Here is a 23,291-nt window from a genome sequence, read left to right on the forward strand (position 1 = left end):
CACTATAACCGCTAATCCCGTAGAAGTGGAATCCCGTGTTTATATCACGTAATGTAGAACGGCCTTTTTTTCGTCAGCCGTGAACGTCGGCACATCGATTTTCAAGGAATAACAATAACATCATGCAAAGCATTTCCCCCACATCGCGTTACCTTCAGGCCCTCAATGATGGCAGCCATCAACCCGACGACGTGCAAAAAGATGCGGTCAACCGGCTGGAGTCGATTTACCAGGCGCTGAGCGCCAAAACGCCCCCGGCGCCGCAAACCGGCGGACTGATGGCCCGTTTCGGTAAACTGCTTGGCAAACGTGAACCGTCAGCGAATGCGCCGGTGCGTGGTCTGTATATGTGGGGCGGGGTCGGGCGAGGGAAAACCTGGCTGATGGATCTCTTCTATCATAGTCTGCCGGGCGAGCGGAAACAGCGTCTGCATTTCCACCGCTTTATGCTGCGCGTGCATGAGGAGCTGACGGCGCTACAGGGGCAGACCGACCCGCTGGAGATTATTGCCGATCGTTTCAAAGCCGAAACGGATGTGCTCTGCTTTGATGAGTTTTTTGTTTCCGACATCACCGACGCGATGCTGCTTGGCGGCTTAATGAAAGCGCTGTTTGCCCGCGGCATTACCCTGGTGGCGACTTCGAACATCCCGCCGGATGAGCTGTACCGCAATGGTCTGCAACGTACCCGCTTCCTTCCGGCTATCGACGCTATCAAAGCGCATTGCGACATTATGAATGTGGATGCCGGGGTGGATTATCGTCTGCGCACGCTGACGCAGGCGCATCTGTGGCTTTCGCCGCGTAATAACGAAACGCAGCAACAGATGGATAAACTCTGGCTGGCGCTGGCCGGTGCGAAACGTGAGAATGCGCCAACGCTGGAGGTGAATCATCGTCCGTTACCGACGATGGGGGTGGAAAACCAGACGCTGGCGGTCTCCTTCATCACCTTATGCGTGGACGCTCGCAGCCAGCATGACTATATTGCGCTGTCGCGCCTGTTCCACACGGTTCTGCTGTTTGATGTACCGGTCATGACGCCGCTGATGGAAAGCGAAGCGCGCCGTTTTATCGCGCTGGTGGATGAATTCTACGAGCGCCATGTGAAGCTGGTGGTGAGCGCCGACGCGCCTTTATATGAGATCTATCAGGGCGAACGCCTGAAGTTTGAGTTCCAGCGCTGTTTGTCGCGTTTGCAGGAGATGCAGAGCGAGGAGTATCTGAAACGCTCGCATATGCCGTAGGCCGGATAAGGCGTTTCTCCGCCATCCGGCGCAGGTTGCCTGGTGGCGCTTCGCTTATCAGACCGGCAGAAATGCCCCGCACAAAACCCATTGCAAATCACAAAAAGGGGTCGATCTTTGCCCCTGACTTCTCTATAATCCTGCGACCCCACGTTACAAGAAAGTTTTTTTCCCAAAACTTTTTGTGTGCTGGCATTGGCTATTCGAAGGGGTAGGTTTGCCGGACTTTGTCGTGTGAACCTCAACAATTGAAAACGTTTGGGTGTTCACCAACGTGTAACTATCTATTGGGTAAGCTTTTAATGAAAACTTTTACAGCTAAACCAGAAACCGTAAAACGCGACTGGTACGTTGTTGACGCGACCGGTAAAACTCTGGGCCGTCTGGCTACTGAACTGGCTCTTCGCCTGCGCGGTAAGCACAAAGCGGAATACACTCCGCACGTCGATACCGGTGATTACATCATCGTTCTGAACGCTGACAAAGTTGCTGTAACCGGCAACAAGCGTACTGACAAAGTGTACTATCACCACACCGGTCACATCGGTGGTATCAAACAAGCGACCTTTGAAGAGATGATTGCTCGCCGTCCTGAGCGTGTGATTGAAATCGCGGTTAAAGGCATGCTGCCAAAAGGCCCGCTGGGTCGTGCTATGTTCCGTAAACTGAAAGTTTACGCTGGCAACGAGCACAACCACGCGGCACAGCAACCGCAAGTTCTTGACATCTAATCGGGATTATAGGCAATGGCTGAAAATCAATACTACGGCACTGGTCGCCGCAAAAGTTCCGCAGCTCGCGTGTTCATCAAACCGGGCAACGGCAAAATCGTTATCAACCAACGTTCTCTGGAACAGTACTTCGGTCGTGAAACTGCCCGCATGGTAGTTCGTCAGCCGCTGGAACTGGTCGACATGGTTGAGAAACTGGATCTGTACATCACTGTTAAAGGTGGTGGTATCTCTGGTCAGGCTGGTGCGATCCGTCACGGTATCACCCGCGCTCTGATGGAGTACGACGAGTCTCTGCGTTCTGAACTGCGTAAAGCTGGCTTCGTTACTCGTGACGCTCGTCAGGTTGAACGTAAGAAAGTCGGTCTGCGTAAAGCACGTCGTCGTCCGCAGTTCTCCAAACGTTAATGGGTTTCTGCTCCGGCAGATTACCATTGGCGAAAAAACCCGCTTCGGCGGGTTTTTTTATGGAAAAAATGCGCGTGTGTCCAAAGTAATCCTCTGATTGCCACCTCTTTTTCCCCATTTCCAGAATCGACTCACCACAAAGGTCACAAAATCTGGTAAACTATCATCCAATTTTCTGCCCAAATAACGGGTATTGTTCATTTTTTGTTTGCTTTTTGAACAATGATGACTTTTCCGCAGGCGGGTGACATAACTTCTGGCTGGCCACGCGGTGGCTGGTAGCAGTAAAAATTCTGAATATACCTGGAGGTTTTCATGGCTGTCGCTGCCAACAAACGTTCGGTAATGACGCTGTTTTCTGGTCCTACTGACATCTATAGCCATCAGGTCCGCATTGTGCTGGCGGAGAAAGGTGTTAGTTTCGAGATCGAGCATGTGGAGAAGGATAACCCACCTCAGGATCTGATTGACCTCAACCCGAGTCAGAGCGTACCGACCCTGGTGGATCGTGAGCTGACCCTGTGGGAATCTCGCATCATTATGGAATACCTGGATGAGCGTTTCCCTCATCCGCCGCTGATGCCGGTTTACCCGGTTGCGCGTGGCGAAAGCCGCCTGTACATGCACCGTATCGAAAAAGACTGGTACACGCTGATGAACGTCATCGTGAACGGGTCCGCTTCTGAAGCTGACGTTGCGCGTAAACAACTGCGTGAAGAGTTGCAGGCGATCGCGCCTGTGTTTGGTCAAAAACCGTATTTCCTGAGCGATGAGTTCAGCCTGGTTGATTGCTATCTGGCGCCGCTGCTGTGGCGTTTGCCGCAACTGGGTATTGAGTTCAGTGGTGCGGGCGCTAAAGAGCTGAAAGGCTATATGACCCGCGTCTTTGAACGTGACTCGTTCCTCGCTTCTTTAACTGAAGCTGAACGTGAAATGCGCCTCGGTCGGGGTTAATCAGTATGGATTTGTCACAGCTATCCCCACGCCGTCCATATTTGCTGCGTGCATTCTATGAATGGTTGCTGGATAACCAGCTCACGCCGCACCTGGTGGTGGATGTGACGCTGCCTGGTGTGCATGTCCCTATGGAATATGCGCGCGACGGGCAAATTGTTCTGAACATTGCTCCCCGTGCGGTTGGCAATCTGGAGTTGGCCAACGACGAAGTGCGTTTCAACGCGCGCTTTGGCGGCGTCCCGCGCCAGGTCTCCGTACCGCTGGCTGCGGTACTGGCGATCTATGCGCGTGAAAACGGCGCAGGCACAATGTTTGAACCTGAAGCCGCTTACGATGAAGACGTCGCCAGCTTAAATGATGACGATGTAACGCCGGGCGCGGAGAGCGAAACGGTCATGTCCGTGATTGATGGTGATAAGCCCGATCATGACGATGACAACAATCCTGATGACGATCCGCCGCCGCCGCGTGGTGGTCGACCCGCATTACGCGTAGTGAAGTAACCAAGACAGACAGGCCCTGAGGGCCTGTTTTTTTTCACGCCTGCCACGATTTCACCCCACTTTCGATCCTGTGATAGGATGGCTTTAGTTGCTGTTTTCCTCGACGATTTACATAATGGACGCTATGAACGCATTTGATTCGCAAGCAGAAAATTCTCCGCCAACCATCGGCCGTAGTTTGCGCAGCCGTCCGCTGGCGCGTAAAAAACTGTCGGAAATGGTAGAAGAAGAACTGGAGCAGATGATTCGTCGCGGTGAATTCGGCGAAGGGGAGCAGCTGCCGTCTGAGCGGGAGTTGATGACCTTCTTCAACGTGGGCCGCCCATCGGTGCGTGAAGCGCTTGCCGCGCTCAAGCGTAAAGGTCTGGTGCAAATCAATAACGGCGAACGCGCCCGCGTGTCGCGGCCTTCTGCTGATACCATCATCAGCGAACTTTCCGGCATGGCGAAAGATTTCCTCTCGCATCCCGGCGGTATCGCCCACTTTGAGCAACTGCGCCTGTTCTTTGAATCAAGCCTTGTGCGCTATGCGGCGGAACACGCGACGGATGAGCAAATTGATCTGCTGGCGAAAGCCCTGGAGATCAATAGCCAGTCGCTGGACGATAATGCGCTCTTCATTCGTTCCGACGTCGAGTTTCACCGCGTGCTGGCGGAAATCCCCGGCAATCCGATCTTCATGGCGATTCATGTCGCGCTGCTGGACTGGCTGATCGCTGCGCGTCCTGCGGTCTCCGGGCAGGAATTACATGAGCATAATAGCGTGAGCTATCAAGAGCATATCGCTATTGTCGATGCTATTCGTCGGCGCGATCCCGATGAAGCTGACCGCGCGCTGCAAACCCACCTCAATAGCGTATCCGCCACCTGGCACGCCTTCGATCAAAAGAAAAAATTGCGTTAGCGATCGCGATCCTGACGATCGTTTAGTGAAGTAGATCGCACTCTGTGCGTTCTGTACTGGGGTGCTGCTTATTTGATCTGGTATAACAGGTATAAAGGTATGTAGTCAGATAACACTAATCATCGACAGAGGTCGTTATGGCAAAAGATTTACGAGGCGTAATGCCAGCGTTGTTAACTCCTTTTGATAACCAGCAGAAACTGGATATTGAGAGCCTGCGCCGTCTGGTGCGTTTCAACATTGCGCAGGGCATTGATGGGCTGTACGTCGGCGGCTCGACCGGGGAAGCGTTCGTTCAGAGCCGCGCAGAAAGGGAGCAGGTCCTGGAAATTGTGGCGGAAGAGGCGAAGGGCAAAGTGACGCTGATTGCCCATGTCGGTACGGTCAGTACCGAAGAGAGCCAGCAACTGGCCAGCGCGGCGCATCGTTACGGTTTTGATGCCGTTTCTGCCGTGACGCCGTTTTATTATCCGTTTAGCTTTGAAGAGCATTGCGATCACTACCGCGCCATTATCGATTCCGCTGAAGGATTACCGATGGTGGTGTACAACATTCCTGCGCTGAGCGGCGTGAAGCTGACGCTGGAGCAAATCAACACGCTGGTTACGCTGCCCGGCGTTGGCGCGCTGAAACAAACCTCCGGCGATCTCTATCAGATGGAGCAGATCCGCCGTGCGCATCCTGATCTGGTGCTCTACAACGGTTATGACGAAATCTTCGCTTCTGGTCTGCTGGCAGGCGCAGACGGGGGAATCGGCAGCACTTACAACATTATGGGCTGGCGTTATCAGGGGATTGTTAAGGCCTTGCAGGAAGGCGATGTAGCGAAAGCGCAGCATCTGCAAACCGAGTGCAATAAGGTCATCGATCTGCTCATTAAAACCGGCGTGTTCCGTGGGCTGAAAACGGTGCTGCACTACATGGATGTGGTCTCCGTACCGCTGTGCCGTAAGCCGTTTGCGCCGGTTGATGAGAAGTATCTGCCTGAACTGAAAGCGCTGGCGCAGCAGTTAATGCAAGAACGCGGTTGACCGGTTGCCGGATAGCGCTAACGCTTATCCGGCCTACAAAATATGAAACGTAGGCCGGGTAAGGCGCGGCGAAGCCGCCATCCGGCAAAGCGACAATAAAAATCGTCGGGAGAATGAAAAATGAGTACTTCTACCCAGAATATCCCGTGGTATCGCCATCTCAACCGGGCGCAGTGGCGGGCATTTTCCGCCGCCTGGCTGGGATATTTGCTTGATGGTTTTGATTTTGTGTTGATTGCTCTTGTTCTGACGGAAGTGCAGGGCGAGTTTGGGTTAACGACGGTTCAGGCGGCCAGTCTGATCTCGGCGGCGTTTATTTCCCGCTGGTTTGGCGGGCTGATGTTAGGCGCAATGGGTGACCGCTATGGCCGACGTCTGGCGATGGTCACCAGTATCATTCTTTTTTCTATGGGGACGCTGGCCTGCGGTTTTGCGCCCGGCTATACCACCATGTTTATCGCCCGTCTGGTGATCGGTATGGGAATGGCGGGCGAATATGGCTCCAGCGCCACCTATGTCATTGAAAGCTGGCCGAAGCACTTACGTAATAAAGCCAGTGGATTCCTGATTTCCGGTTTCTCCGTCGGGGCGGTTGTGGCGGCGCAGGTTTACAGCCTGGTGGTTCCGGTCTGGGGCTGGCGCGCGCTGTTCTTCATTGGCATTCTGCCGATCATTTTCGCGCTCTGGCTGCGTAAAAACATCCCTGAAGCGGAAGACTGGAAAGAGAAGCACGAAGGCAAAGCGCCGGTGCGCACGATGGTGGACATCCTCTACCGGGGTGAACATCGCGTCGTCAATGTGCTGATGACGATCGTCGCCGCAACCGCACTGTGGTTCTGCTTTGCGGGCGACCTGCAAAACGCGGCGATTGTGGCGGTGTTAGGGTTACTGTGCGCCGTTATCTTCATCAGTTTTATGGTGCAAAGCAGCGGCAAGCGCTGGCCAACGGGCGTGATGCTGATGATCGTGGTGCTCTTTGCTTTCCTCTATTCATGGCCGATTCAGGCGCTGCTGCCAACGTATCTGAAAACTGAACTGGCTTACGATCCGCACACCGTTGCGCAGGTGCTTTTCTTTAGCGGCTTTGGGGCGGCAGTCGGCTGCTGCGTGGGCGGTTTCCTCGGCGACTGGCTGGGTACGCGTAAAGCCTACGTTTGCAGTTTGCTGGCTTCCCAGGTGCTGATCATTCCGGTATTTGCGATTGGCGGCGCAAACGTCTGGGTACTGGGTCTGCTACTGTTTTTCCAGCAGATGCTGGGGCAGGGGATCTCCGGGGTCTTACCGAAACTCATTGGCGGTTATTTTGATACCGACCAGCGAGCGGCAGGTCTGGGCTTTACCTATAACGTTGGCGCACTGGGCGGCGCGCTGGCCCCTATTATAGGGGCGCTGATCGCACAGCGCCTGGATCTGGGCACCGCGCTGGGATCGCTCTCCTTCAGCCTGACCTTTGTGGTGATCCTGTTGATTGGGCTGGATATGCCGTCTCGCGTACAGCGCTGGCTGCGTCCTGAAGCATTACGTATGCATGATGCTATCGACGGAAAACCGTTCAGCGGGGCCGTGCCGTTTGGCGGCGACAAAAGCGCCTTTGTAAAAACCAAAAGCTGATGAGGCTTGCCCGGCCAGTTTGCCGGGCGACCTGCGTAAGGAAGTGGATATGTCGTTACTTGAACAACTGGATAAAAACATTGCCGCCAATGGCGGGTTGATTGTCTCCTGCCAGCCGGTTCCTGGCAGCCCGCTCGATAAACCGGACATCGTGGCTGCGATGGCGCTGGCGGCGGAGCAGGCTGGCGCCGTCGCGCTACGCATTGAAGGCGTGGACAATTTGCGGGCGACCCGTGCGCTGGTCTCCGTACCGATTATCGGTATTCTCAAGCGTGACCTTGACGACTCCCCGGTACGCATCACGCCATTCCTTGAGGATGTGGATGCGCTGGCACAGGCCGGGGCGGATATTATTGCGGTTGACGGTACTGACCGTGTACGTCCGGCGACCGTCGATGCGCTGCTGGCGCGTATTCATCAGCACCAGTTGCTGGCGATGACCGACTGCTCGTCACTGGAGGATGGCTTAGCCTGTCAGCGGCGTGGCGCGGAAATTATCGGCACCACGCTGTCGGGATACACCACGCCGGACACGCCGGACGAACCTGACCTCGCGCTGGTCAAAGTCCTGCATGATGCCGGATGCCGGGTGATTGCCGAGGGGCGTTACAACACGCCGGCACAGGCCGCTGAAGCCATGCGTCACGGCGCGTGGGCGGTGACGGTGGGATCTGCCATTACGCGGCTGGAACATATTTGTCAGTGGTACAACACGGCATTGAAAAAGGCGACGTCATGAGCACGCTGGCGATCGATATTGGCGGCACCAAGCTGGCTGCCGCGCGGGTGGATGATGATTTACGCATCCGCGAACGACGTGAATTGCCGACCCCCGCCAGCAAAACGCCGGATGCGCTGCGAGAGGCGCTAAAAGTGCTGGTTGAACCGCTGCAAACGACCGCGCAGCGGGTGGCGATAGCCTCTACCGGCATTATCAGAGAAGGCGCGCTACTGGCGATAAATCCGCATAACCTGGGTGGTCTGCTGCATTTTCCGTTGGTGCAGACGTTAGAAGATCTTACCGGTCTGCCGACGCTGGCGGTGAATGACGCGCAGGCGGCGGCATGGGCGGAATACCATGCCCTTACGTCTGATGTCCGCGATATGGTGTTTATTACCGTGTCGACCGGCGTTGGCGGCGGCGTGGTGAGCGACGGCAGATTGCTCACCGGGATGAGCGGTCTGGCCGGGCATCTGGGGCATACTCTGGCCGATCCGCAGGGGCCGGTTTGCGGTTGCGGCCGACGCGGCTGTGTGGAGGCTATCGCCTCAGGACGCGGCATCGCGGCAGCGGCGCAGGGTTCCCTGGCCGGGTGCGACGCCAGAACTGTCTTTGCACATGCGGCGGCCGGGAACGAACAGGCTGTGCGTCTGGTTCAGCACTCCGCGCAGGTTGTCGCGCGGTTAATTGCCGATGTTAAAGCGACAACGGATTGCCAGCAGGTGGTTATTGGCGGCAGCGTAGGGTTAGCTGAGGGATATCTGGCGCAGGTACGCCACTTTCTGGCGCAGGAACCAGCGGTTTATCAGGTGGCGTTGAGCGCAGCGCATTACCGACATGACGCGGGGCTACTGGGTGCCGCGTTGTTAGCTCAGGGAGATAAATGATGTTGATGGGAGAAATTCAGTCGTTACCGTCTGCCGGGCTGCATCCGGTATTGCTGGATGCGTTAACCCTGGCGCTGGCGGCAAGGCCGCAGGAGAAAACGCCCGGGCGCTACGAATTGCAGGGCGACGATGTGTTTATGAATGTGATGCAGTTTGCCACGCAGTCGCCGCAGGAGAAAAAAGCGGAGCTGCATGTGCAGTACATCGACATTCAGCTGTTATTGACGGGTGAGGAGCGCATTCTGTTCGGCGTAGTCGGGTCAGCGCGCGAATGCGAGGAGCTGCATGGTGAAGAGGATTACCAGCTTTGCCGCCGTATCCATGAACAGCAGTCCATTACGCTGACACCGGGGATGTTCTCCGTGTTTATGCCGGGGGAACCCCATAAGCCCGGGTGTATGGCTGGCGAGTCAGGGGAGATTAAGAAAGCTGTGGTGAAGGTGCGCGCCAGCTTATTAGAGGCATGAAAATACCGGATGGTTTATAGCCATCCGGTGTAACGCTTTATATCTCCCGATAGTGCATAATCCCGTCAGTCGAGTTGTTGAAAATTCAGCTCGTGACGCAGTGCTTTTCCTGATGTGCAAAGTAAATTGGTTATTCAGTTGATTCAACTTGCTGTGCAGTCAGTGCTATTTGTGAACGAATGAGCTCATCTGCCAGTAGTTTTTCGTCAGGCAACTGCACTTTGTACTCGCTCGCCATGATGGTATTCGGCAGGCCGTTTAGCGCGTAATGCGCTTCCCCCACGCCTTTTCCTGCGCACAAAACCAACCCGACGGGCGGGTTTTCTCCCGGCATTGTCCAGTGCTCTTTGGCATAGTTCAGGTACATATTCATCTGCCCGGCATCCGCATAACTGAATTTGCCGACCTTCAGGTCAACGAGCAACAGGCAACGCAAGCGGCGATGGAAGAACAACAGATCGACGCGGAACCAGCTATCGTCTATGCGTAATCGGCGCTGGCGGCCGACAAAAGCAAAATCGTCACCAAGCTCCAGCATAAAGTCCATCAGGTGACTGAGCAGCGCCTCTTCGAGATCCGACTCGGAATACTCGTCCTTCAGGTTAAGAAATTCCAGAATGAACGGGTCGCGTATGGCTCGCTCCGGCAAGACTGTTGGCTCGGCGGGCGCAGGCTGCTGCAACATGGCGGATTTGTCATGGGACAGTAGCGTCCGTTCGTAGAACTGGGTGGAGATTTGCCGATCGAGTTGCCGCACAGACCAGCCGTTACGTAGCGTCTCTTTCTCGTAAAAAGTGCGGGCATCGGGATTTTTTACCGATAGTAAACGCACGTAAGCTGACCAGGGAAGCGGAAAAACTTTAGCGAGTTGTATCAAATGTGAAGATTCCGCAGACACTGTCTGCGGAATTTCAATATACTGAAAACATAGATAAAATGTTCTCATTTGCCACAGATTCCTGGTGGAAAATCCACGCTTATAGCGCTGGCTTAAATCTGCGGATAACCGCTCAATGAGTTGAATACCATAAGCCGCTCGTGCTTCGCCGCCTTGTTCAAACTCGACAATTCTCCTGCCGATTTCCCAGTAGGTTGCCGTCATCAAAGCATTAATACTGCGGACGGCCTCGGTATGGGCATTGTCCACTAATCGAATAATACCGTCATGGATTTGCTGATAATCGTCAGCGTGTTGAAGTGGTGTTGGTACAGTCATGTCATCCCTGGCGCGATAGTTGCGAAATGAAAAATATATCGCTACCAATACGCTTCAGGCATATCCCGGTCAATCCAGGAGAGGTGTATTACATTGAGTTACAGCCGTATTTGCGAGCGGCTTTCGAAGAATGAATTCGCATATATTTAGCAGAGAAATATTGGCTCCCCATCCATCAGCGTCAGGCTGTGGCAGGGGAGCCAGAAGTATTACACTTCCAGGTAATTCAGGATACCGTCTGCCGCTTTACGGCCTTCGGCAATTGCCGTGACCACCAGATCCGAGCCTCGCACGATGTCGCCACCGGCGAAGATTTTCGGGTTGCTGGTCTGGAAGGCGTTTTCATTACCTTCCGGCGCGATAATCCGCCCCTGGGAGTCCAGCTCCACGCTGTGTTTCGCCAGCCACGCCATGCTGTGCGGGCGGAAACCAAACGCCATTACCACCGCATCTGCCGGGATCACATGCTCGGAACCGGCGACGATTTCCGCACGACGACGACCTTTCGCGTCCGGCGCGCCCATTTCGGTACGCACCATCTTCACGCCGCTTACTTTACCGTTGGCATTCACTTCTACGCCCAGCGGCTGCACGTTGAACTGGAATTCGACCCCTTCTTCGCGCGCGTTTTTCACTTCGCGTCTGGAGCCTGGCATGTTCTCTTCGTCACGACGATAGGCGCAGGTGACGTGCGTCGCGCCCTGGCGAACCGAGGTACGCACGCAGTCCATCGCGGTGTCGCCGCCGCCCAGTACCACGACGCGTTTGCCTTCCATACTGACGAACGGTTCGTCAGTGGTTTCGCCAAAGCCCATGATCTGTTTGGTGTTGGCAATCAGGAACGGCAGGGCATCGAACACGCCGTCGGCATCTTCGTTTTCCAGCCCGCCGCGCATTGATTGATAGGTACCAACGCCGAGGAACACCGCATCGTACTCTGCCAGCAAGTCGTCCAGCTGCACGTCGCGACCCACTTCGGTATTCAGTTTGAACTCAATGCCCATGCCGGTGAAGATCTCACGACGGCGGGTCATCACCTCTTTTTCCAGCTTGAAAGCCGGGATACCGAACGTCAGCAAACCGCCGATTTCCGGGTGACGGTCAAAGACCACCGCCTTCACGCCGTTACGGGTGAGTACGTCGGCACAGGCCAGCCCTGCCGGGCCCGCGCCGATAATCGCCACGCGTTTGTCGGTCTGACGCACGCCAGTCATGTCCGGGCGCCAGCCCATTTCGAACGCTTTATCGTTGATATAACGCTCGATGTTGCCGATAGTCACTGCGCCGAACTCGTCGTTGAGCGTACAGGAGCCCTCGCACAAACGATCCTGCGGGCAGACGCGGCCGCACACTTCCGGCAGCGTGTTGGTCTGGTGAGACAACTCCGCCGCTTCGAAAATACGTCCTTCGTTCGCCAGCTTCAGCCAGTTCGGGATGTAGTTATGTACCGGGCACTTCCACTCGCAGTACGGGTTGCCGCAGGAGAGGCAGCGATCCGCCTGCGCTTTGGCCTGGCCTTCGGAAAACGGTTCGTAAATTTCAACAAACTCGATTTTGCGGATCTTCAGCGCCTTCTTCGGCGGATCAACACGTTGCAGGTCGATAAATTGGTATACGTTCTGACTCATTGCTCTACCCCTTACTGCGCCTGCACACGCAGCTCAGCTGCGCTACGACTACGGTGACCCAACAGTGCTTTCACATCACTGGACTTCGGCTTAACCAGCGCGAATTTGGTTGAGAATACTGACCAGTTAGCCAGGATCTCTTCACCGCGCTGAGAACCGGTATGCTGCACATGCTCGGTAATCAGACCGCGCAGATGTTCTTCGTGGATGGCCAGGTCATCGACGTTCAGCACTTCCACCAGCTCCGGGTTCACGCGTTTGCGGAACTCGCCGTCTTCATCCAGCACGTAGGCGAAGCCGCCCGTCATGCCAGCACCGAAGTTAACGCCCGTTTTGCCCAGTACACAGACAATACCGCCCGTCATGTATTCACAGCCGTTGTCGCCAATGCCTTCTACCACGGTGATGGCCCCGGAGTTACGTACTGCGAAACGTTCGCCCGCGCGGCCCGCCGCATACAGACGACCGCCGGTCGCGCCGTACAGACAGGTATTGCCGATGATGCTGGCCTCATGACTGCGAAACGCTGAACCCACCGGAGGACGCACCGCCAGCAGACCGCCCGCCATGCCTTTACCGACGTAGTCGTTGGCATCGCCCGTCAAATACAGCTCCACGCCGCCCGCGTTCCAGACGCCGAAGCTCTGACCTGCGGTGCCGCTGAAGTGTGCCTTGATCGGGTCAGAGGCCAGCCCCTGATCGCCATGCGTCTGAGCGATATAGCCAGAGAGCGACGCGCCCACGGAGCGGTCGGTGTTGCGAATGTCGAACCAGAAGGTTTTGCTCTGGCGCTCATCGACGAACGGCTTCGCCTGTTGCAGCAGTTGCGCGTTCAGCACGCCGTTATCAAACGGCGGGTTATGCTCGGTGCAGTACAGCGCTTTACCCGGATGAGGCTCAGCGGTTTCCAGCAGTCGGGACAGTTCCAGCTTCTGCTGCTTAGCGGTAAACCCTTCCAGCTCTTTCAGTAGGTCGGTACGGCCAATCAGATCCACCAGACGCTTCACGCCAAGCTGCGCCATCAGCTCGCGGGTTTCGCGGGCGATAAACTCAAAGTAGTTGGTCACTTTGAACGGCAGGCCGTGGTAGTGGTTCTTACGCAGTTTGTCATCCTGAGTCGCCACGCCCGTCGCGCAGTTGTTCAGGTGGCAAATACGCAGGTATTTACAGCCCAGCGCCACCATCGGGCCGGTGCCGAAGCCAAAGCTTTCCGCGCCGAGAATCGCCGCTTTGATGATGTCGAGGCCGGTTTTCAGGCCGCCGTCCACCTGCAAACGGATCTTGTGACGCAGACCGTTAGCCACCAGCGCCTGCTGGGTTTCCACCAGGCCCAGCTCCCACGGACAGCCCGCATATTTCACGGAGGAGAGCGGGCTGGCGCCGGTGCCGCCGTCATATCCGGCGATAGTGATCAGGTCTGCATAGGCTTTCGCCACGCCGGTAGCGATGGTGCCGACGCCCGGTTCAGAAACCAGCTTCACGGAGATCATCGCTTTCGGGTTGACCTGTTTCAGGTCGAAAATCAGCTGCGCCAGATCCTCGATAGAGTAGATATCGTGGTGCGGCGGCGGAGAAATCAGCGTCACGCCCGGTACGGAATAGCGCAGTTTGGCGATGTACGGGGTCACTTTATCGCCCGGCAACTGGCCGCCTTCGCCCGGCTTCGCGCCCTGAGCGACTTTAATCTGAATGACGTCAGCATTAACCAGATACGCTGGCGTTACGCCGAAGCGGCCGGAAGCGACCTGTTTGATGCGCGACACTTTGTTGGTGCCGTAGCGCGCCGGGTCTTCGCCGCCTTCGCCGGAGTTGGAGTTACCGCCGATGCTGTTCATCGCTTCCGCCAGCGCTTCGTGCGCTTCCGGGCTCAGCGCGCCGATGGACATCGCGGCGGTATCGAAGCGTTTAAACAGCTCGTTTGCCGGTTCAACATCGTTGATGCTGATGGCGTTATCGCCAGGATTGAGCGCCAGCAGATCGCGCAGCGTTGCCGCCGGGCGTTCGTTAACAAGCGCGGCATATGCCTGGTAATCGCGGTACTCGCCGCTCTGCACCGCCTGTTGCAGGGTGCGCACCACATCCGGGTTATAGGCGTGGTATTCGCCGCCGTGCACGTATTTCAGCAGGCCGCCCTGATCCAGCGGTTTACGCGCCAGCCAGGCACGTTTCGAGAGGTTCAGCAGATCCTGCTGGAAGTCGGCAAAACCGGCGCCGCCAATGCGGCTGACTACACCCTGGAAGCAGTGGCTCACCACGTCGTCATGCAGACCGACCGCTTCAAACAGTTTGGAGCAGCGGTATGAGGCGATGGTCGAAATGCCCATTTTGGACATGATCTTGTACAGACCTTTATTGATGCCGTTACGGTAGTTCAGCATCACGGTACGGTAGTCTTTGGCGATGGCCTGGGTGTCGATCAGACGGCCCAGCGTTTCATAGGCGAGATACGGATAGATCGCCGTGGCGCCAAAGCCCAGCAGCACGGCAAAGTGGTGCGGGTCACGCGCGCTTGCGGTTTCTACGATGATGTTGGCATCGCAGCGCAGGCTCTTATCCACCAGACGAGTCTGTACCGCCCCGACAGCCATCGGCGCCGGAACCGGTAAACGGTTTTTCCCGATGTTACGGTCAGAGAGCACCAGCAAGACGGTGCCGTTACGCACCATCTGTTCAGCCTTATCGCACAGCGCTTTCACCGTTTCTTCGAGCGAGGTTTCCGTCACATCGAAGGTGATATCCAGCGTATCGGCGCGGTAATGCTCCTCTTTCATGGTAGTGAGCTGTTTGAAATCGGAGTACAGCAGAATTGGCGATTTAAAGCTCAGACGGTGCGCCTGTCCTTCCGCTTCGCAAAAGACGTTCATCTCGCGGCCAATACTGGTGGCCAGCGACATGACGTGCGCTTCACGCAGCGGGTCGATTGGCGGGTTGGTCACCTGCGCAAACTGCTGGCGGAAGTAGTCGTAAATAATGCGCGGCTGGCTGGAAAGCACGGCGAAGGGGGTATCATCACCCATTGAACCGACCGCTTCCTGGCCGTTTTCGCCCAGTACGCGGATGACGGAATCCAGCTCTTCGGCGCTGTAGTTAAACTGTTTCTGATAGCTGGCGAGCATGTCGTCGTCCAGCTCGCGGTTTCCGACCTGATCGTCGGCCAGATCTTCAAACGGCACCAGGCGGCGGACGTTCTTCTCCATCCACTCTTTATACGGATGGCGGCTTTTCAGATCGTCATCGGTTTCCGCAGAGTGCAGGATGCGCCCGCCACGGGTGTCGATCACCATCAGTTCACCGGGGCCGACGCGGCCCTTTTCCACGACTTCGTCAGGCTGGTAGTCCCAGATCCCCACCTCAGAGGCGCAGGTGATCAGTTTATCTTTGGTGATGACGTAGCGCGCCGGACGCAGACCGTTACGGTCGAGGTTACAGGCAGCGAAACGACCGTCGGACATCACGATGCCCGCCGGGCCATCCCACGGCTCCATGTGCATGGAGTTAAAGTCAAAGAAGGCGCGCAGATCCGGGTCCATATCCGGGTTGTTCTGCCATGCGGGCGGCACCAGCAGGCGCATGGCACGCACGATGTCCATCCCGCCTGCCAGCAGCAGTTCCAGCATGTTATCCAGCGAGCTGGAGTCGGAACCGGTCTCGTTGACGAACGGCGCGGCGGATTGTAAATCCGGGATCAGCGGCGTCTGGAATTTATAAGTACGGGCGCGCGCCCACTGACGGTTGCCGGTAATGGTGTTGATTTCGCCGTTGTGCGCCAGGTAGCGGAACGGCTGCGCCAGCGGCCAGCGCGGCACGGTATTGGTGGAGAAGCGCTGGTGGAACAGGCAAATGGCCGATTCCAGACGCAAATCCGCCAGGTCCAGGTAGAAGCGCGGCAGATCCGCCGGCATACACAGACCTTTATAGATGTTCACCAGGTTCGACAGGCTACAAACGTAGAAGTCTTTATCGTCCTGAAGGCGTTTCTCAATGCGGCGACGGGCGATAAACAGGCGGCGTTCCATATCCCGGGGACGCCAGCCCGCAGGCGCGTTAACAAAAATTTGCTCAATACGTGGCAGGGAGGAGAGGGCGATTTCACCGAGGACACCTTCGTTGGTCGGCACATCGCGCCAGCCCACAATCGACAGGGTTTCCCGCTGTAATTCTTCTTCGACGATACGACGTGATGCCGCCGCCAGCTCAGGATCCTTATTCAGGAAGAGCATGCCGACAGCGTAGTTTTTGGCTAAACGCCAGCCGCGCTCTTCTGCAACGATGCGAAAAAAGCGATCGGGTTTTTGCAGCAGCAAACCGCAACCGTCGCCGGTTTTACCGTCAGCGAGGATCGCGCCACGGTGCTGCATACGGGCCAGTGCGTGTATGGCGGTACGCACTACCTTGTGGCTAGGTTCGCCTTCTATGTGGGCGATCAGGCCGAAACCACAGTTATCCCTCTCAAGGGATTTATCGTACAACATATCAGTGAACCTCCCCAGGCTCTGCGGGACTCCCATCCGATACCGATTGCGCACGGGCACAGAAAGAGCGTGGCGACGGGGGTTGCGTATCATACGCTTACCTCGCATTCGCCCTCTTTTATCCTTTTCGCATCGGTAAATACGTTTAAGAGGGAATCTCAATTACTGCATAAATATGATGAGCAGGCTGCTCATCCAGAAAGCTTCCAGCGGATTTCCAACTTATCGGGAATCCACACACAGGTCAAATGGCAATCTTATTTATGCAAAAATGTGCTATGGGTCGATTAACTTTATGAATGTATTGAAAATAATGACTTTTTTACATTGATTTGATGCGGCATAAGCGCGGGGGAGAGTGTGATCTGTCTCACTATCATAACGGCCTGTTAACCCTTATCTCACCTTGATTATCCGTAATGCTTAGCATTTTATGCTGGTTTAAGCGGCGCAGGCATTTCATGATACTGTTTTTTAGCCAGTGTCATCAGAAGATAAAAAAAGTGTGCAGTTATAAGGAAAAGTAATTAGCTATGGAGTGAATGAAATTGCGGTAATTTTGCTTGATTATGCAATAAATAAAAGCCTGCCGGAGCGATTGATCCAGGTCATCGCCGACAAAGGCTAAAAATGGCAGGCTTTGGCCTCTTTTCAAGGCGCGGTCTATCAGATTATGCAGTTACAGAAATTAGTCAATATGTTTGGTGGGGATCTTTCTCGTCGTTATGGGCAAAAAGTTCATAAACTGACGTTGCACGGCGGATTTAGCTGTCCAAACCGCGATGGCACCATCGGACGTGGCGGGTGTACTTTCTGTAATGTCGCCTCTTTCGCCGATGAGGCGCAGCAGTATCGCTCTATTGCCGAACAACTGGCGCATCAGGCGCATCTGGTCAATCGCGCCAAACGTTATCTGGCCTATTTCCAGGCGTACACCAGTACCTTTGCCGAAGTGCAGGTGCTGCGTTCTATGTATCAGCAGGCGGTAAGCCAGACCAGCATTGTCGGGCTGTGTGTCGGGACGCGCCCCGACTGTGTACCGGATGCGGTGCTCGATCTGCTCTGCGAATATAAAGACCAGGGCTATGAAGTGTGGCTGGAACTGGGATTGCAAACCGCGCATGACAAAACGCTGCGCCGTATTAATCGCGGCCATGATTTTGCCTGTTATCAGCGAACCACCCAACTGGCGCGCGAACGCGGGCTGAAAGTGTGCTCGCATCTGATTGTGGGTTTACCCGGCGAAGGGCAGACGGAATGCCTGCAAACGCTGGAGCGCGTGGTGGAAACGGGCGTAGATGGCATTAAGCTGCACCCGCTGCATATTGTAAAAGGCAGCATTATGGCGAAAGCCTGGGAGGCGGGACGCCTGAACGGCATTGCGCTGGAGGCGTATACGCTGACGGCGGGGGAGATGATCCGCCATACGCCGCCGGAGGTTATTTATCATCGCATTTCCGCCAGCGCCCGTCGTCCGACGTTGCTCGCCCCGCTATGGTGTGAGAATCGCTGGACGGGCATGGTGGAGCTGGATCGCTATCTTAACGAACGTGGCGCGCAAGGCTCCGCGCTTGGCACTCCGTGGATTCAGCCGGGGAGCTAACCATCCGTAAGCGTGTATGCCTTATCCGGCCTACCGCCTACCCGATCATTTCACCGATAACCTCCGCATTTATTGCACAATTTTCAGCGTACTGCTCAGAATTGAGTATTATTGTGCGAAGTTGTCGTGAAGGAATCCCCTATGAAGCAAATTCGTATGCTGGCGCAATACTATGTCGACCTGATGATGAAGCTGGGTCTGGTGCGCTTTTCGATGCTGTTGGCATTAGCGCTGGTGGTGCTGGCGATAGTGGTGCAGATGGCAGTTACCATGGTGTTGCATGGTCAGGTCGAAAGTATTGATGTCATCCGCTCCATCTTTTTTGGCCTGTTAATCACGCCCTGGGCCGTCTATTTCTTGTCGGTGGTGGTGGAGCAACTGGAGGAGTCCAGGCAGCGCCTGTCACGGCTGGTACAAAAGCTGGAAGAGATGCGCGAGCGCGATCTCAAACTCACGGTACAACTGAAAGACAATATTGCTCAGCTTAATCAGGAAATTGCCGATCGCGAAAAAGCGGAGGCTGAGCGCCAGTCGACCTTCGAACAGCTAAAAGTGGAAATCAAGGAGCGTGAAGAGACGCAGATTCAGCTTGAACAGCAATCCTCTTTCTTACGCTCTTTCCTCGATGCGTCGCCGGATTTGGTTTTTTATCGCAATGAAGATAAAGAGTTTTCCGGCTGTAACCGCGCGATGGAACTGCTGACCGGCAAGAGTGAAAAACAGCTCGTCCATTTAAAACCGGCTGACGTCTATTCCCCCGAAGCGGCGGAAAAAGTGATTGAGACCGACGAAAAAGTCTTCCGCCATAACGTCTCGCTGACCTATGAACAGTGGCTCGATTACCCGGACGGGCGCAAAGCGTGCTTTGAAATTCGCAAGGTGCCCTATTACGACCGCGTTGGTAAACGTCATGGCCTGATGGGCTTTGGGCGCGATATTACGGAACGTAAGCGTTATCAGGACGCGCTTGAACGCGCCAGCCGCGACAAGACCACGTTTATCTCTACGATCAGCCACGAGCTGCGTACGCCGCTGAACGGCATTGTCGGCTTAAGCCGCATTCTGCTGGATACCGACCTTACCAGCGAGCAGGAAAAATACCTGAAAACCATCCATGTCTCTGCGGTCACGTTGGGGAATATTTTCAACGATATCATTGATATGGATAAGATGGAGCGGCGTAAAGTCCAACTGGATAACCAGCCGGTAGATTTCACCAGTTTCATGGCGGATCTGGAGAATCTCTCCGGTCTGCAAGCGCAGCAAAAAGGGCTACGCTTTGTGCTCGATCCGACGTTGCCGCTGCCGCATAAGGTGATCACCGACGGCACGCGTTTGCGCCAAATTCTGTGGAACCTGATCAGCAACGCCGTGAAGTTTACCCAGCAAGGGCAGGTGACGGTGCGCGTACGCTATGACGAAGGCGATGTGCTGCATTTTGACGTGGAAGATTCCGGCATCGGTATTCCGCAGGATGAGCAGGATAAAATATTCGCCATGTATTATCAGGTGAAAGATAGTCATGGCGGTAAACCCGCGACGGGGACCGGGATTGGCCTGGCGGTATCGCGCCGTCTGGCAAAAAATATGGGCGGCGATATCACCGTTTCCAGCCAGCCGGGTAAAGGTTCCGTCTTTACGTTAACCGTACATGCGCCAGCCGTGGCGGAAGAGGTCGAGGACACGCTGGAAGAGAATGACATGCCGCTGCCTGCGCTGCATGTGCTGCTGGTCGAGGACATTGAGCTGAACGTCATTGTGGCGCGTTCAGTGCTGGAAAAACTGGGCAACAGCGTTGACGTGGCGATGACCGGGAAAGCCGCGCTGGAAATGTTCACCCCGGGTGAATACGATCTGCTGCTGCTGGATATTCAACTGCCGGATATGACGGGCCTGGATATCTCCAGAGAACTTACCCGCCGCTATGCGCGGGAAGAATTACCGCCGCTGGTCGCACTCACTGCTAACGTCCTGAAAGACAAGAAAGAGTATCTGGACGCGGGAATGGATGATGTGTTGAGCAAGCCGCTGTCGGTTCCAGCGTTAACCGCCATGATTAAAAAATACTGGGATACCCGTAACGAAGAGGAGAGCACTGTGACATCTGAAGAGAGCAGTAAATCGCAAGCGTTGTTAGATATCCCGATGTTAGAGCAGTATATCGAACTGGTCGGCCCGAAATTAATTACGGATGGACTGGCGGTGTTCGAAAAAATGATGCCGGGTTACTTAAGCATTCTGGAGTCCAACCTGACGGCGCGAGATACCAAAGGCGTTGTTGAAGAAGGGCACAAAATTAAAGGCGCGGCGGGCTCCGTCGGGTTGCGTCATCTACAGCAACTGGGTCAGCAAATTCAGTCGCCGGATCTTCCTGCCTGGGAAGATAACGTGGGTGAATGGGTTGAAGAGATGAAGCAGGAGTGGCAGCACGACGTCGCGGTGCTGAAAGCCTGGGTGGCAAACGCGGAAAAAAAATGACCCCGGATTGACCGGGGTGCGCGAATACTGCGCCAACACCAGGGAAATCGTGGCTGCGCCGTAAGTTATGATTGTTTTTTACACAGGCGCAGCTCTGCTTTTCAGGCCGCACGCAGTTAAGATAGCAAATCTTAAATGTTTTGTTACATGAATCAGTTAAATGTGTGAAGCGCAGCATTTTAATCAGAATTATTAATACGCTTCAGTAAGTTGCGAAAAGGATCATCACGATGAAAAAAATTGGCGTAGTGCTCAGTGGATGTGGCGTATACGACGGCGCCGAGATTCATGAAGCCGTTCTGACCCTTCTGGCGATTGCCCGCAGCGGCGCGCAGGCCATCTGCTTTGCGCCGGATAAACAGCAGGCTGATGTGATTAATCATCTGACGGGCGAAGCGATGGCGGAGACGCGAAATGTCCTGATCGAAGCCGCGCGCATTACGCGAGGTGAAATTCGTCCACTCGCCCAGGCGGTCTCCAGCGATCTGGACGCGCTGATTGTTCCGGGTGGATTTGGCGCGGCGAAAAACCTGAGTAATTTTGCCAGCCAGGGCAGTGAGTGCCGGGTAGATAGCGACCTGGCCGCGCTGGCAATCGCCATGCACCAGTCGGGTAAGCCGTTAGGGTTTATGTGCATTGCCCCGGCAATGCTGCCCAAGATTTTTGGTTTCCCGCTTCGTCTGACGATTGGCACCGATATCGATACGGCGGAAGTGCTGGAAGATATGGGGGCCGAGCATGTGCCATGTCCGGTTGACGATATTGTGGTGGATGAAGATAACAAAATTGTCACCACGCCTGCTTACATGCTGGCGCAGGATATTGCACAGGCGGCGACCGGCATTGAAAAACTGGTGTCTCGCGTACTGGTTCTGGCTGAATGAGTAAAGGGCGTTTCACTCCGCTGGCGTCCCTGCGCCGTTTGCTCCTGCGCATCCTTGTGGTGCTGGCGGTTTTTTGGGGCGGCGGCATCGCGCTGTTCAGCGTCGTTCCGGTGCCTTTTTCCGCAGTGATGGTGGAGCGGCAGATTAGCGCGTGGCTGCAAGGCGATTTCGGCTATGTTGCGCATTCCGACTGGGCTGGCATGGATGAGATCTCGCCGTGGATGGGGCTGGCGGTGATTGCGGCGGAAGATCAGAAATTCCCGGAACACTGGGGCTTTGATGTTTCGGCCATTGAGAAGGCGCTGGCGCACAATGAGCGCAATGAAAACCGAATTCGTGGGGCGTCCACGCTTTCTCAGCAAACGGCGAAGAATCTCTTTTTATGGGATAGCCGCAGTTGGCTGCGCAAAGGGCTGGAGGCCGGGCTCACCGTCGGGCTGGAAACCGTCTGGAGTAAAAAACGCATTCTGACCGTCTACCTGAATATTGCGGAGTTTGGCGACGGCGTGTTTGGCGTGGAAGCGGCGTCGCAGCGCTATTTTAATAAACCTGCCAGCCGGTTAAGTATGTCAGAAGCCGCGCTATTGGCGGCGGTGCTGCCGAACCCTTTACGCTTTAAAGCGAACGCGCCTTCAGGCTACGTGCGTAGCCGTCAGGCGTGGATTTTGCGTCAGATGCGCCAGTTGGGCGGCGAATCGTTTATGACGCGTAACCATCTGTATTAAGATTGCGCTGACGCGCGGCCTCAAGAGAGGGGAGCGGCAGCGCGCTTTTGTCTTCTTCCTGGCGGTTCATCTTCAGCGCCGCCACCAGACCCGGTTGGGCAATCAACCGTTCCCACTGTCTTTCCTGTTTGCGATGGCAAAACCAGGCTGACCAGCTTGCCAGCGGGATCAGCGTGCTCTCGCCGATGTTGTCGCAGATCACCGGGATCGCTTCGGATTCGCTAATGCGGTGACACAGAATATTTTGCGGCTTCAGGGTCATGGTGACGATGCGGTTATCGTAGATATAACGCTTGAGCGTTTTCAGCAACTGGCGCAGGACGGCGGCATCTTCGTCATTGCGGCACTGCGCCACAAATTCAGTCAGCGTGACGGACGGTTTGCCATCGAAATCGGTTATTACATCGTAGACGTAGCCCGTACCACAATCGGTCTCTACCGTACCGTGATAGCGCGGGATGCCGCTCCAGTCTTGCAGGTAACGTGACAGATGCGCGTAATATTTCAGCTCGCGGCGGATCTCTTTCTTGCCGCTGCGGTCGGCATTGTAAATGATCTTAATGCAGCGTTGGGCATCGCCCGGATGCGCATAACATTTACGATGGCGTCCGGTGCCCAGGGGATTTTGTTCAGATAAAAGTATCATGAGATCTCCTGGTAATGTTGCTAATAGAACCAGTATGAACGCTCAACTTAAATAGAACGTAAACAACCCCTCTTAAGGTTTTCTTAAGGTTTAATCAGGACGGAAAAGCGCACGGAATGTACAATATCGACGCAGGCAGAAAGACGAGGGAATAAAAAAACGCCGGGTGGCG

General features: G+C 55.3%; 19 protein-coding genes. 15 read left to right on the forward strand and 4 right to left on the reverse strand.

Going from position 1 to position 23,291, the window contains the following annotated elements; translation table 11 throughout:
- Nucleotides 1-122: 122 nt before the first annotated feature.
- From zapE to nanQ, 11 genes are all read left to right on the forward strand, one after another.
- Nucleotides 123-1,247 (forward strand): cell division protein ZapE, encoded by a 1,125-nt coding sequence (gene zapE / locus FD428_RS02415; protein ID WP_114848376.1) that lies wholly within the window; start codon nt 123-125, stop codon nt 1,245-1,247.
- Nucleotides 1,248-1,549: 302 nt separating this feature from the next.
- Nucleotides 1,550-1,978 carry a 50S ribosomal protein L13 gene (gene rplM / locus FD428_RS02420; RefSeq protein WP_000847556.1) on the forward strand — a complete coding sequence of 143 codons (429 nt, stop codon included), beginning with the start codon at nt 1,550-1,552 and terminating at the stop codon, nt 1,976-1,978.
- Nucleotides 1,979-1,993: 15 nt separating this feature from the next.
- Complete coding sequence (rpsI, locus tag FD428_RS02425) at nt 1,994-2,386, forward strand: 30S ribosomal protein S9 (protein WP_000829818.1); 393 nt, start codon at nt 1,994-1,996, stop codon at nt 2,384-2,386.
- A 315-nt stretch (nt 2,387-2,701) separates the two neighbouring features.
- Nucleotides 2,702-3,340, forward strand: a complete 639-nt coding sequence (gene sspA, locus FD428_RS02430) for a stringent starvation protein SspA (RefSeq protein ID WP_012135361.1) — start codon at nt 2,702-2,704, stop codon at nt 3,338-3,340.
- Nucleotides 3,341-3,345: 5 nt separating this feature from the next.
- Entirely contained in the window at nt 3,346-3,846 is a 501-nt protein-coding gene (sspB, locus tag FD428_RS02435) for a ClpXP protease specificity-enhancing factor (RefSeq protein ID WP_012135360.1), read from the forward strand.
- Nucleotides 3,847-3,961: 115 nt separating this feature from the next.
- Nucleotides 3,962-4,750, forward strand: coding sequence for a transcriptional regulator NanR (gene nanR / locus FD428_RS02440; protein WP_012135359.1), 789 nt, complete (start codon nt 3,962-3,964; stop codon nt 4,748-4,750).
- A gap of 137 nt (nt 4,751-4,887) precedes the next feature.
- Nucleotides 4,888-5,781, forward strand: a complete 894-nt coding sequence (nanA, locus tag FD428_RS02445; protein WP_047460947.1) for an N-acetylneuraminate lyase — start codon at nt 4,888-4,890, stop codon at nt 5,779-5,781.
- Between the two features lie 120 nt (nt 5,782-5,901).
- Complete coding sequence (gene nanT, locus FD428_RS02450) at nt 5,902-7,392, forward strand: sialic acid transporter NanT (RefSeq protein WP_114848375.1); 1,491 nt, start codon at nt 5,902-5,904, stop codon at nt 7,390-7,392.
- Between the two features lie 49 nt (nt 7,393-7,441).
- Nucleotides 7,442-8,131, forward strand: coding sequence for an N-acetylmannosamine-6-phosphate 2-epimerase (locus tag FD428_RS02455; RefSeq protein WP_114848374.1), 690 nt, complete (start codon nt 7,442-7,444; stop codon nt 8,129-8,131).
- Nucleotides 8,128-9,000 carry an N-acetylmannosamine kinase gene (nanK, locus tag FD428_RS02460; RefSeq protein ID WP_114848373.1) on the forward strand — a complete coding sequence of 291 codons (873 nt, stop codon included), beginning with the start codon at nt 8,128-8,130 and terminating at the stop codon, nt 8,998-9,000. The genes FD428_RS02455 and nanK overlap by 4 nt, the downstream gene beginning before the upstream one ends.
- Nucleotides 9,000-9,467, forward strand: coding sequence for an N-acetylneuraminate anomerase (gene nanQ / locus FD428_RS02465; RefSeq protein ID WP_104869099.1), 468 nt, complete (start codon nt 9,000-9,002; stop codon nt 9,465-9,467). The genes nanK and nanQ overlap by 1 nt, the downstream gene beginning before the upstream one ends.
- Before the next feature lie 130 nt (nt 9,468-9,597).
- Here the strand turns inward: nanQ and FD428_RS02470 are convergent, their stop codons facing one another.
- The 3 genes from FD428_RS02470 to gltB all read right to left on the reverse strand — a co-directional run bounded on the left by FD428_RS02470 (nt 9,598) and on the right by gltB (nt 16,783).
- The gene (locus FD428_RS02470) at nt 9,598-10,683 is read right to left on the reverse strand and encodes a YhcG family protein (RefSeq protein WP_114848372.1); all 1,086 of its coding nucleotides are present in this window, start codon (nt 10,681-10,683) and stop codon (nt 9,598-9,600) included.
- 209 nt (nt 10,684-10,892) lie between these two features.
- Nucleotides 10,893-12,311 (reverse strand): glutamate synthase subunit GltD, encoded by a 1,419-nt coding sequence (gene gltD / locus FD428_RS02475; protein ID WP_012135351.1) that lies wholly within the window; start codon nt 12,309-12,311, stop codon nt 10,893-10,895.
- A gap of 11 nt (nt 12,312-12,322) precedes the next feature.
- Nucleotides 12,323-16,783 (reverse strand): glutamate synthase large subunit, encoded by a 4,461-nt coding sequence (gene gltB / locus FD428_RS02480; RefSeq protein WP_047460959.1) that lies wholly within the window; start codon nt 16,781-16,783, stop codon nt 12,323-12,325.
- A gap of 673 nt (nt 16,784-17,456) precedes the next feature.
- On the opposite strand from gltB, the gene FD428_RS02485 reads away from it, so the two are divergent.
- The 4 genes from FD428_RS02485 to mtgA all read left to right on the forward strand — a co-directional run bounded on the left by FD428_RS02485 (nt 17,457) and on the right by mtgA (nt 22,473).
- Nucleotides 17,457-18,386, forward strand: a complete 930-nt coding sequence (locus FD428_RS02485) for a TIGR01212 family radical SAM protein (RefSeq protein WP_123907419.1) — start codon at nt 17,457-17,459, stop codon at nt 18,384-18,386.
- Between the two features lie 141 nt (nt 18,387-18,527).
- The gene (arcB, locus tag FD428_RS02490) at nt 18,528-20,864 is read left to right on the forward strand and encodes an aerobic respiration two-component sensor histidine kinase ArcB (protein WP_012135343.1); all 2,337 of its coding nucleotides are present in this window, start codon (nt 18,528-18,530) and stop codon (nt 20,862-20,864) included.
- A gap of 230 nt (nt 20,865-21,094) precedes the next feature.
- The gene (gene elbB / locus FD428_RS02495) at nt 21,095-21,748 is read left to right on the forward strand and encodes an isoprenoid biosynthesis glyoxalase ElbB (protein WP_114848371.1); all 654 of its coding nucleotides are present in this window, start codon (nt 21,095-21,097) and stop codon (nt 21,746-21,748) included.
- The gene (gene mtgA / locus FD428_RS02500) at nt 21,745-22,473 is read left to right on the forward strand and encodes a monofunctional biosynthetic peptidoglycan transglycosylase (RefSeq protein ID WP_114848370.1); all 729 of its coding nucleotides are present in this window, start codon (nt 21,745-21,747) and stop codon (nt 22,471-22,473) included. Before elbB ends, mtgA begins: the two co-directional genes overlap by 4 nt.
- Here the strand turns inward: mtgA and yrbL are convergent.
- The gene (yrbL, locus tag FD428_RS02505) at nt 22,448-23,119 is read right to left on the reverse strand and encodes a PhoP regulatory network protein YrbL (protein ID WP_012135340.1); all 672 of its coding nucleotides are present in this window, start codon (nt 23,117-23,119) and stop codon (nt 22,448-22,450) included. The two genes, mtgA and yrbL, sit on opposite strands and share 26 nt — an antisense overlap.
- Between the last annotated feature and the right edge of the window lie 172 nt (nt 23,120-23,291).

Source organism: Citrobacter sp. TBCP-5362 (assembly GCF_005406305.1).
Taxonomy (GTDB): Bacteria; Pseudomonadota; Gammaproteobacteria; order Enterobacterales; family Enterobacteriaceae; genus Citrobacter_B; species Citrobacter_B koseri.

Bases quoted from the DNA above. Each gene is read 5' to 3' on its own strand.
- nanQ (WP_104869099.1), top strand. From the start codon at position 9,000: ATGTTGATGGGAGAAATTCAGTCGTTACCGTCTGCCGGGCTGCATCCG.
- nanT (WP_114848375.1), top strand. From the start codon at position 5,902: ATGAGTACTTCTACCCAGAATATCCCGTGGTATCGCCATCTCAACCGG.
- FD428_RS02455 (WP_114848374.1), top strand. From the start codon at position 7,442: ATGTCGTTACTTGAACAACTGGATAAAAACATTGCCGCCAATGGCGGG.
- nanR (WP_012135359.1), top strand. From the start codon at position 3,962: ATGGACGCTATGAACGCATTTGATTCGCAAGCAGAAAATTCTCCGCCA.
- zapE (WP_114848376.1), top strand. From the start codon at position 123: ATGCAAAGCATTTCCCCCACATCGCGTTACCTTCAGGCCCTCAATGAT.
- arcB (WP_012135343.1), top strand. From the start codon at position 18,528: ATGAAGCAAATTCGTATGCTGGCGCAATACTATGTCGACCTGATGATG.
- nanK (WP_114848373.1), top strand. From the start codon at position 8,128: ATGAGCACGCTGGCGATCGATATTGGCGGCACCAAGCTGGCTGCCGCG.
- sspB (WP_012135360.1), top strand. From the start codon at position 3,346: ATGGATTTGTCACAGCTATCCCCACGCCGTCCATATTTGCTGCGTGCA.
- FD428_RS02470 (WP_114848372.1), bottom strand. From the start codon at position 10,683: ATGACTGTACCAACACCACTTCAACACGCTGACGATTATCAGCAAATC.
- nanA (WP_047460947.1), top strand. From the start codon at position 4,888: ATGGCAAAAGATTTACGAGGCGTAATGCCAGCGTTGTTAACTCCTTTT.
- mtgA (WP_114848370.1), top strand. From the start codon at position 21,745: ATGAGTAAAGGGCGTTTCACTCCGCTGGCGTCCCTGCGCCGTTTGCTC.
- yrbL (WP_012135340.1), bottom strand. From the start codon at position 23,119: ATGATACTTTTATCTGAACAAAATCCCCTGGGCACCGGACGCCATCGT.
- rpsI (WP_000829818.1), top strand. From the start codon at position 1,994: ATGGCTGAAAATCAATACTACGGCACTGGTCGCCGCAAAAGTTCCGCA.
- gltB (WP_047460959.1), bottom strand. From the start codon at position 16,783: ATGTTGTACGATAAATCCCTTGAGAGGGATAACTGTGGTTTCGGCCTG.
- FD428_RS02485 (WP_123907419.1), top strand. From the start codon at position 17,457: ATGCAGTTACAGAAATTAGTCAATATGTTTGGTGGGGATCTTTCTCGT.
- elbB (WP_114848371.1), top strand. From the start codon at position 21,095: ATGAAAAAAATTGGCGTAGTGCTCAGTGGATGTGGCGTATACGACGGC.
- gltD (WP_012135351.1), bottom strand. From the start codon at position 12,311: ATGAGTCAGAACGTATACCAATTTATCGACCTGCAACGTGTTGATCCG.
- sspA (WP_012135361.1), top strand. From the start codon at position 2,702: ATGGCTGTCGCTGCCAACAAACGTTCGGTAATGACGCTGTTTTCTGGT.
- rplM (WP_000847556.1), top strand. From the start codon at position 1,550: ATGAAAACTTTTACAGCTAAACCAGAAACCGTAAAACGCGACTGGTAC.